Origin of the sequence: Plantactinospora alkalitolerans (assembly GCF_015690345.1) — a bacterium.
Classification (GTDB): domain Bacteria; phylum Actinomycetota; class Actinomycetes; order Mycobacteriales; family Micromonosporaceae; genus Plantactinospora; species Plantactinospora alkalitolerans.
Window position 1 is genome coordinate 1 of record NZ_JADPUN010000344.1, and the last position, 9,105, is coordinate 9,105.

11 protein-coding genes are annotated in these 9,105 nt (G+C 71.9%); 7 read left to right on the forward strand and 4 right to left on the reverse strand.

Going from position 1 to position 9,105, the window contains the following annotated elements; all coding sequences use genetic code 11:
- The 4 genes from I0C86_RS36710 to I0C86_RS36725 all read right to left on the reverse strand — a co-directional run.
- On the reverse strand, positions 1 to 722 hold a 722-nt coding region (locus tag I0C86_RS36710; RefSeq protein ID WP_196205912.1), incomplete at its 3' end, for an AfsR/SARP family transcriptional regulator.
- A 68-nt stretch (positions 723 to 790) separates the two neighbouring features.
- Positions 791 to 1,210 carry a PLD nuclease N-terminal domain-containing protein gene (locus I0C86_RS36715; protein WP_196205913.1) on the reverse strand — a complete coding sequence of 140 codons (420 nt, stop codon included), beginning with the start codon at positions 1,208 to 1,210 and terminating at the stop codon, positions 791 to 793.
- 27 nt (positions 1,211 to 1,237) lie between these two features.
- Positions 1,238 to 1,579, reverse strand: coding sequence for a DUF202 domain-containing protein (locus I0C86_RS36720; RefSeq protein ID WP_230395403.1), 342 nt, complete (start codon positions 1,577 to 1,579; stop codon positions 1,238 to 1,240).
- Positions 1,576 to 1,968 (reverse strand): YidH family protein, encoded by a 393-nt coding sequence (locus tag I0C86_RS36725; protein WP_196205914.1) that lies wholly within the window; start codon positions 1,966 to 1,968, stop codon positions 1,576 to 1,578. The genes I0C86_RS36720 and I0C86_RS36725 overlap by 4 nt, the downstream gene beginning before the upstream one ends.
- 41 nt (positions 1,969 to 2,009) lie before the next feature.
- Between I0C86_RS36725 and I0C86_RS36730 the strand changes: the two genes are divergently transcribed.
- The 7 genes from I0C86_RS36730 to I0C86_RS36760 all read left to right on the forward strand — a co-directional run.
- Positions 2,010 to 2,843, forward strand: a complete 834-nt coding sequence (locus I0C86_RS36730; RefSeq protein WP_196205915.1) for a GNAT family N-acetyltransferase — start codon at positions 2,010 to 2,012, stop codon at positions 2,841 to 2,843.
- Positions 2,821 to 3,228, forward strand: a complete 408-nt coding sequence (locus I0C86_RS36735) for a hypothetical protein (RefSeq protein WP_196205916.1) — start codon at positions 2,821 to 2,823, stop codon at positions 3,226 to 3,228. The genes I0C86_RS36730 and I0C86_RS36735 overlap by 23 nt, the downstream gene beginning before the upstream one ends.
- A gap of 224 nt (positions 3,229 to 3,452) precedes the next feature.
- The gene (locus I0C86_RS36740; RefSeq protein ID WP_196205917.1) at positions 3,453 to 4,232 is read left to right on the forward strand and encodes an electron transfer flavoprotein subunit beta/FixA family protein; all 780 of its coding nucleotides are present in this window, start codon (positions 3,453 to 3,455) and stop codon (positions 4,230 to 4,232) included.
- 27 nt (positions 4,233 to 4,259) lie between these two features.
- Entirely contained in the window at positions 4,260 to 5,219 is a 960-nt protein-coding gene (locus I0C86_RS36745; protein WP_196205918.1) for an electron transfer flavoprotein subunit alpha/FixB family protein, read from the forward strand.
- Between the two features lie 100 nt (positions 5,220 to 5,319).
- Complete coding sequence (locus tag I0C86_RS36750; protein ID WP_196205919.1) at positions 5,320 to 6,498, forward strand: cysteine desulfurase family protein; 1,179 nt, start codon at positions 5,320 to 5,322, stop codon at positions 6,496 to 6,498.
- A 71-nt stretch (positions 6,499 to 6,569) separates the two neighbouring features.
- Positions 6,570 to 7,652 carry a tRNA 2-thiouridine(34) synthase MnmA gene (gene mnmA, locus I0C86_RS36755; protein WP_196205920.1) on the forward strand — a complete coding sequence of 361 codons (1,083 nt, stop codon included), beginning with the start codon at positions 6,570 to 6,572 and terminating at the stop codon, positions 7,650 to 7,652.
- A gap of 178 nt (positions 7,653 to 7,830) precedes the next feature.
- The coding region (locus I0C86_RS36760; protein ID WP_196205921.1) for a low temperature requirement protein A at positions 7,831 to 9,105 on the forward strand (1,275 nt) is incomplete at its 3' end.

A 9,105-nucleotide genomic window follows, 5' to 3' on the forward strand; every position in this document is an offset into this window, starting at 1 on the left:
TACCGGAGTAGTTCCAGGTGCAGTGCGGCCAGTTCGGGCGCGGGTTCCGTACCGAGGGTCTCGGCCAGTGTGCTCCGCAACCAGGCGTACGCGGCGAGCGCCTCGGCGGGCCGGTTGGCGGCCCGCAAGGCGCGGATGAGCTGTCCGGCGAAGCGTTCCCGGACCGGGTGTGCCCGGACCAGTGCGTGGAGTTCCGGCACCAGGGCGGCGGCCTCGCCCGAGGCCAGCCGGGCGTCGATCCGTTGTTCGACGGCACTGAGCCGCAGCTCGTCGAGCCGGGCCGCCGGCCCCCGGGCGAAGGCGGCGTCCGCGACGTCCGCCAGCGCCGGTCCGCGCCAGAGGTCGAGCGCGTCGGCCAGTGCGGTCGCGGCGCCGGGTGGGTCCGACCGGAGCAGGGCCCGGCCGGTGCCGACCAGTTGCTCGAACCGGGACACGTCCACCGCCGCCGGTTCGACGGCCAACCGGTAGCCCGTCGGGTGTGACTCGATCGGCACGTCCGGCACGGTGCGGCGCAGCCGGGAGACGAGCGCCTGCAGTGCGTTGGCCGCACCCGCCGGTGGCTCGTCCTCCCAGAGCCCGTCGATCAAGCGGCCGGTGTCGACCACCCGGTCGGCGTCGAGGGCGAGCAGGATCAGCAGCCGGCGTAGCCGGGCGCCGGTGACCGGCACCGGCACTCCGGCGTCGGCGGTCACCTCCAGCGGGCCGAGCATGGCGATCTGCACGCCGTCGATTGTGCCTGGCGCCGTCACCGGGCCGGCGACAATATCGCCTCCGGCCGGTCCGGGTGCCCTCAGGCCTCCGGCTTGTCCTCCTCCCGGGGCGGGTCGCTGCTGTCACCGCGGCGCAACTCGTCCTCCCGGCGGCGCAGGTCCCGCTCCCAGCGTTCCAGCAGCTCCCGGTCCTGCTTCGACCGCTCGCTGTCGAGGGAGCGGAGGAACTCCGGATCGTCGTCGGGCGCGAGCGGCCGTTGCCGGTCCCGGCCACCGACGCCGCCGCCCGGCCGGTTACCGGCCGCCGGCGTGGCCGGGACCGGACGGCCGGCGACGAACCAGGCGATCGAGCCGACCAGGGGGAAGAACAGGATGATCAGAACCCAGGCGAAGCGTGGAAGTGCCCGGATCTCGTCGTTCTCGGCCGAGAGGCAGCTGATCAGAGCGACGACGGCCAGGATGAGTTGTCCGATGGCGAGGATCGCGTAGAGGCGGACCATCTGGTCATGATGACCTACCGGGCCGGGTCAGCGCATCGACGCCAGCACGAGCAGCACTCCGAGTCCCGCGAAACCGGCCGAGGAGAGGGCGATCATCGGCAGTGTCGGGCCGGGTAGACCCGGCCGTCGGGCGACCGGAGCGCCGAGCCGGGGAAAGGTCACGACCAGTACCGCCGACCATCCCAGACCGGCCAGGCCGGCGACCACCACGCCGACCGTTCCGCCGGCCAGGGCCAGTCGGGCGGTGAGCACGGCCACCACACCGACCGCCAACGCGGTACGCCGCCAGGCCAACCGGGTACGCACGGCCGCCAGCCCGACGTCGGCGTCCGGCCGCCGGGGCTCCGCCGGTACGGGTTCCGGCCTCATGTGTTCCGGGCGGCCTGGACCAGCACCGCGAGGACGAGCAGGACGGCGCCGAGGCCGACCAGCAGGGCGAGCACGGCCGGGAACCGGGACGCCGGAAGCTCCTGGCCGAGCCGGATGGCGCGTTCGGTCCGGGCCCAGTGGTCGACGGCGCGGATCGCGACCGTGCCGCCGAGCAGCAGCAGTGCCACGGCGAGCCCCTCACGCAGGTGGGGGAGCGGCATCGGGGGCAGGAACTGCGCGACGGCCAGTCCACCGGCGATCAGCGCCAGGCCGGTCCGCAACCAGGCCAGGAAGGTGCGTTCGTTGGCGAGCGAGAACCGGTAGTCCGGGGTCTCGCCCAGCTCGCGCAGCTCCCGTGGGTCGAACCACCGTCTGATCGTGTGGTACACGATTGCGATTATCCGGTGGACATCGGATTTAGCCTGGTCGGGTGACTGATCTCGACGCTGACCTGCTGCGTACCGTCTACGACGCCCAGTTGCGGGCCCGGGTGCCCGACCCGGTGCCGCCGGGTGTGACGGTGGAGCGGGACGGCCCGCTGCTGCGGATCAAGGGGCTCGACCAGGGTGGTTTCCTGACCTACCGCGACCTGGCCGGGCTGGCCGGTGCGGAGTTGGACGAGCTGATCGTGCGACAGCGGGACCACTTCGACATGCTGGGCCAGCAGGTGGAGTGGAAGTTGCACGGCCACGACGAGCCGGCCGACCTGGCCGAGCGGTTGCGGGCTGCCGGCTTCGTGCCGGAGGAGCGGGAGACAGTCGTGATCGGTCCGGTCGCGCCGCTGGCGGCGACGCTGCCGGTGCCGCCGGAGGGCGTACGCCTGCGTGAGGTGACCTCCCGGGCGGACCTGGACCGGATCGCGGAGCTGAAGTCGCAGATCTGGGGTGCGGACGGCGGCTGGCTGGCCGACGGCCTGGAGCGGGAGTTGGCCGCCGGTGCCGAGTTGGACCAGCCGCCGCTGACGATCGTGGTCGCCGAGGCGGGCGACGAGCTGGTCAGCGCGGGCTGGGTGCGCTTCGTTCCCGGCACCCGGTTCGCCACCCTCTGGGGCGGGTCGACCCTGCCGCACTGGCGTCGCCGGGGCATCTACCGGGCGCTGCTGACCTACCGGGCCCGGCTGGCCGACGCACGCGGCTTCAACCTGTTGCAGGTGGACGCGTCCGAGGACAGCCGGCCGATTCTGGAGCGGCTTGGTCTCGTCTCGGTCACCACCACCACGCCGTACGTCTACACTCCGACCCGTGACGCAACCGCTGAGCGCTGAGGAGCGGGCGACCCTGAAGAGTGCCGCGTTCGGCGCGGTCTATCTGGTGTCCAATGCCGAACCCGGCGCCCTCTCCATGATCAAGGAGAGCCTCGCGGCGTCGAATGCGTTCGCCCGGACCACGGGCCTGGTCCGGGAGTTGCTCACCACCGGCACCCTGCCCCAGTTACCCAGCGGGGCGTCGGCCGACGTGCCGGCGACGGTGCTGCCGGCGCTGCGCCGTTCGGTGGAGATCCTGCGGACGAAGGCGCCCGCCGAGGTGGCCAGCTACCGGTCGGCGGTGCTGCACGCGACCGAGGTGGTGGCGCGGGCGCACGACGGGATCAGCGCCAACGAGGCGGCGGTGCTGGCGAGCGTCCGCGAGGCGCTCGACGCCGCGACCTGATCCTGCCGCGCTCGCGGGTGAGCTGTGTCACCCCGAGCGGCCGGAGGAGCAAAGCTACTTGTGGGTAACATTAGCCGTAAGTAACGCCACACCCTCCCGCGCGCCGGCCGGTCGTTCGTCGGTTGACCGATCGTTAAGGAACGCGGGAGGCTGCTCCCGAGCAACCGGGCGGGATCGCCTCGACACCGGGGACCGCCATCAACAGGAGGGGTCGTCGAAGCGCGATGAACATCGTCGTACTCGTCAAGCAGGTGCCCGACTCGGGCGCGGACCGCAGCCTGCGCAGTGACGACAACACCGTCGACCGGGGGTCGGCAAACAACGTCATCAACGAGATGGACGAGTACGCCATCGAAGAGGCGTTGCGGATCAAGGAAGCCCACGGCGGCGAGGTGACCGTGCTCACCATGGGGCCGGAGAAGGCCGCCGAGTCGATCCGCAAGGCGCTGTCGATGGGGCCGGACAAGGCCGTACACGTGCTCGACGACGCGTTGCACGGATCCTGCGCCGTGGCCACCTCCAAGGTGCTCGCCGCCGCGCTCGGCCAGCTCGGCGCCGACCTGGTGCTCTGCGGCGCCGAGTCGACCGACGGTCGGGTGCAGGTGATGCCGCACATGCTCGCCGAACGGCTCGGCATCGCCGCGTTGACCGGCGCCCGCAAGCTGACCGTGGACGGCACCAACCTGACGGTGGAGCGGCAGACCGAGGAGGGCTACGAGGTGGTCGCCGCGTCGACCCCGGCGGTCGTCTCGGTCTGGGACACCATCAACGAGGTCCGCTACCCGTCGTTCAAGGGCATCATGGCCGCCAAGAAGAAGCCGGTGCAGACGCTGTCCCTGGCCGACCTGGGCGTCTCCGCCGACGAGGTGGGTACGGCCGGCGCCACCAGCGCGGTCGTCGAACACCGCCGCCGCCCGCCGCGTTCCGGCGGTGAGCGGTTCGCCGACGACGGCACCGGCGGCGTGAAGCTGGTCGAGTTCCTCGCCACCGAGAAGTTCGTCTGAGCGCGACCGAGAACAGGAGGAATGACCATGGCTGAGGTTCTCGTCGTCGTCGAGGCCACCCGCGAGTTCGGCGTCAAGAAGGTCACGCTCGAACTGCTCACCCTCGCCCGCGACCTGGGCACTCCTTCGGCGGTGGTGCTCGGTGGACCCGGCGCCGCCGCCCAACTCGGCGAGAAACTGGGCGAGTACGGCGCGGAGAAGATCTACGCGGCCGAGCACGAGGAGATCGACGGCTACCTGGTGGCCCCGAAGGCGACCGTGCTCGCCGAACTGGTCCGGCGGGTGCAACCGGCCGCTGTGCTGCTGCCGTCCAGCCAGGAGGGCAAGGAGATCGCCGCCCGGCTGGCCGTCAAGCTCGACAACGGCGTACTCACCGACGTGGTCGGACTGGCCGCCGACGGCACCGCCACCCAGGTGGCCTTCGCCGGCTCCACCATCGTCACCTCGAAGGTGACCCGGGGGCTGCCGCTGGTCACCCTGCGGCCGAACTCGGTCACCCCGAGCGCCGCCCCGGCCACGCCCGCCGTCGAGCAGCTCGACGTCGTACTCGGCGAGGCCGACAAGCTGGCCCGGGTGACCGACCGGGTCGCCGAACAGAAGGGCAGCCGGCCCGAGCTGACCGAGGCGTCCGTGGTGGTCTCCGGCGGTCGCGGTGTCGGCAACGCCGACAACTTCAAGCTGGTCGAGGAGCTGGCCGACCTGCTCGGCGGTGCGGTCGGCGCCTCCCGGGCCGCCGTCGACTCCGGCTTCTACCCGCACCAGTTCCAGGTCGGGCAGACCGGCAAGACGGTGTCACCGCAGCTCTACGTGGCGCTCGGCATCTCCGGGGCGATCCAGCACCGGGCCGGCATGCAGACCTCGAAGACGATCATCGCGGTGGACAAGGACCCCGAGGCGCCGATCTTCGAGCTGGCCGACTTCGGCGTGGTGGGCGACCTGTTCAAGGTCGTACCGCAGGCCGCCGAGGAGATCCGCAAGCGGAAGTAGCCGTACGTAACCCTCGGCGTCCGGCCGGGATCGGTGTTCACCCCGACCCGGCCGGGCGGCCGAGTGGGCCGTCCGGAAGCTGCCATTAGGCTGGATGGCGATGACATATCTGGATCACGCGGCGACCACCCCGATGCTCGAAGAGGCATTGGAGGCGTACGTCGCGACCGCTCGCGAGGTCGGCAACCCGTCGTCACTGCACGCCGCCGGACGATGTGCCCGGCGCCGGGTGGAGGAGTCCCGGGAACGGGTCGCCGCCGCGCTGGGCGCCCGGCCGTCCGAGGTGGTCTTCACCGGCGGCGGTACCGAGAGCGACAACCTCGCCGTCAAGGGCATCTTCTGGGCACGCCGGGCGGCCGATCCGGGCCGGGTCCGGGTGGTGGCGAGCGCGGTCGAGCACCACGCGGTGCTCGACTCCGTGCAGTGGCTGGCCCAGCGCGAGGATGCCGTCGCGAACTTGCTGCCGGTCGGCGAGACGGGTCGGCTCGACCCCGACGGGCTGGCCGCCGTCCTCGACGCGCACGCCCCACAGGTCGCCCTGGTGACCGCGATGTGGGCGAACAACGAGGTGGGCACGGTACAGCCGATCGCCGCGCTCGCCGAGGTGGCCGCCGCCTACGGGATCCCGTTCCACACCGACGCGGTCCAGGCGGTCGGTCAGGTACCGGTGGACTTCGCGGCCAGCGGGGTGGCGGCGTTGACGGTCACCGGGCACAAGCTCGGCGGGCCGATCGGGGTCGGCGCGCTGCTGCTGGGCCGGGACGTGGACTGCACACCGGTGCTGCACGGCGGCGGGCAGGAGCGGGACGTCCGGTCCGGCACCCTCGACGCGGCCGGGATCGTCGCCTTCGCCGTCGCGGTCGAGGCCGCGGTGAAGACCCAGCAGGAGTACGCCGCCCGGGTCGCCGCGCTCCGCGACGACCTGGTGGCCCGGGTCCGACAGGCGGTGCCGGAGGCGCTCTACAACGGCGATCCGGTGGGCCGGCTGCCCGGCAACGCGCACTTCTCCTTCCCCGGCTGCGAGGGCGACGCCCTGCTGCTGCTGCTCGACGCGCAGGAGATCGCCTGCTCGACCGGATCGGCCTGTTCCGCCGGGGTGGCGCAGCCCTCGCACGTACTCCTCGCGATGGGTGCCGACGACGACCGGGCCCGCTCGTCGCTGCGGTTCTCGCTCGGCCACACCTCGACCGCCGACGACGTCGACGCGCTGGTCGCAGTGCTGCCCGGCGTGGTCGAGCGGGCCCGCCGGGCCGGCGCGGTCAAGTCCATCCGGAGCTGATTGCCGCCCCGACGGCCCGGTCGGGTGTCCGGCCGGGCCGGTTACGCTCGGAGGGTGGAAGGGATGAACCGGTGAGGGTACTGGCAGCGATGTCCGGCGGGGTCGACTCGGCGGTCGCCGCCGCGCGGGCGGTGGAGGCCGGTCACGACGTGACCGGCGTACACCTGGCGCTGGCGCGTAACCCGCAGACCTATCGGACCGGCGCCCGGGGCTGCTGCACACTGGAGGACTCCCGGGACGCCAGGCGCGCGGCCGATGTGCTCGGGATCCCGTTCTACGTCTGGGACCTGGCCGACCGGTTCCACGAGGACGTGGTGGAGACCTTCGTCGCCGAGTACGCCGCCGGCCGCACCCCGAACCCGTGCCTGCGCTGCAACGAGAAGATCAAGTTCGCGGCGGTGCTGGACCGGGCGGTGGCGCTCGGCTTCGACGCGGTGGTCACCGGCCACCACGCCCGGCTCGGCCCCGACGGGCTGCTGCGGCGAAGTGTCGACGAGGCCAAGGACCAGTCGTACGTGCTGGCGGTGCTCACCCGCGAGCAGTTGGACCGTTCGGTCTTCCCGCTCGGCGACTCGACCAAGGCGCAGGTACGCGCGGAGGCGGCCCGGCGTGGCCTGGCGGTCGCCGAGAAGCCCGACTCGCACGACATCTGCTTCATCGCCGACGGCGACACCCGGGGTTTCCTCGCCGACCGGCTCGGCGAGGCTCCGGGCGACATCGTCGACGCCGGTACCGGTGCGGTGCTCGGCGCCCACTCCGGCGCGTACGCCTACACGGTGGGCCAGCGCAAGGGACTGGCGCTGGGAGTACCCGCCCCGGACGGGCGGCCCCGCTACGTGCTCTCGATCACCCCGAAGACCAACACCGTGACGGTAGGTCCCGCCGAGGCGCTGGAGGTGTCCACGGTGACCGCAGAGCGCCCGGTCTGGCCCACCGGCCAACTCCCCGCCGCCGGACTCGACTGCGAGGTCCAACTCCGCGCCCACGGCCAGGTCGTCCCCGCCACCGTCGGACTCACCGACGACGGCTCCCTCCGTGCCGACCTGCGCCGCCCGGTCCGCGGCGTGGCCGCCGGCCAGGCCATCGTCGCCTACCGCCCCGATCCCGCTGGCGACGTGGTCCTCGGCTCCGCCACCATCAGCACCACCGCCTGAGGTGTAAGGAAGGGCCCCTTCTTATCGTTTTCTGTAGAAGAAGGGCCCCTTTTTAACACGCCTGCGCGGCGCCTGCACCGCGCCTGGGGACGGCTGCACGGGATGTCCGGTTGGCGACGCTCCGGCCGGTGGGGCGTGGTACGAATACCGGGGCGGACCACGCAGGACGGGCGATTTGGTGGCAGGGCAGCGGCCGGCACGGCTCTTGCGTCAGCGCGAGCACTCGCGCCAGGCGTCCTTCCTCGAACTCTTCTTCGACCTGGCCTTCATCGTGACGTTGATGACGATGTCGACGCGGCTGGCACGCAATCTCGACTGGCTCAACGTCGGTGAAACGGCGATCCTGTTCGCCGCCGTCTGGTGGGTGTGGATCGCGACCGCCTGGTCGACGGACTGGTACAACCCCAACGAGCCGATCATCCGGGTACTCGTCGTCGGCGTGATGTTCCTCGGTCTGCTGATGGCCGCCGCCGTTCCGAGGGCGTTCGGCGAACACGGGATCTTCTTCGCCGGAACCTACGCGACGATCCATCTCGGCCGGGCCGCGCTGCTCCTGCCGGCGCTACGCGGTCATCCGGTGCAGCGACGTACCATCCTGGTCGCGGTCTGGTTCGGTCTGTCCGCGATCCCGTGGATCGCCGGCGCCCTCGTGTCGGGCCCGGCCCGGCTGACCCTCTGGTCGCTGGCCGTCGGGCTGGACTACCTCAGTGCCGCGCTGGGCTGGCCGGTACCACGGCTGGGTCGCCTGCCCCCGGCACAGTTGCGGGTGGTCGGCGAGCATCTGTCGGAGCGATACCAACAGATCTTCATCGTCGCGCTGGGCGAGATCTTCCTGGTGATCGGCATGGCTTACACCAGGGAACAATTCGGCCCTCTCCAGACGGTCATGTTCGCCGTCACCTTCGTGAACGCCCTGCTGATGCTGTGGATGTACTTCGTGCCGGCCAGTAGCCGGCTCGGCGGGGCGATCGAGCAGAACCAGCCCCGGGGGGCCGTCCTCGCGGCCTATTGTCACGCGATCATGATCGCGGGGACGATCCTCACCGCCGTCGGCGCCGAGGTGATGATCACCCATCCGCTGGGCGAGACCCGGGCGGCCTGGTCGGCGGTGATCATCGGCGGGACCGGGCTGTTCCTCGCCGGACGGATCCTGATGGGCGCGCTGCTCTTCGGGCGGTACACGTGGCGGTCGTTCACGGGCCTGCTCGTCCTGCTCGGCAGCAGCCCCGGTCTGATTCGGCTTCCGCCGCTGCCGGTGGGGATCATCACCACCTTCCTCCTGCTGGTCGTGGTGCTGGCCTACACGTATCGGCCCGAGGCACGTCAGGCCCGGGCCGAGCGGATCCGGGCCGCAGGGCGACGGGCGGCGGAGCGGCCGGTCGAGGAGCGGGAGGTGACGGCTCGGCAGGCGGAGGAGGGACGGGCGGCGGAGCGGCCGGTCGAGGAGCGGGAG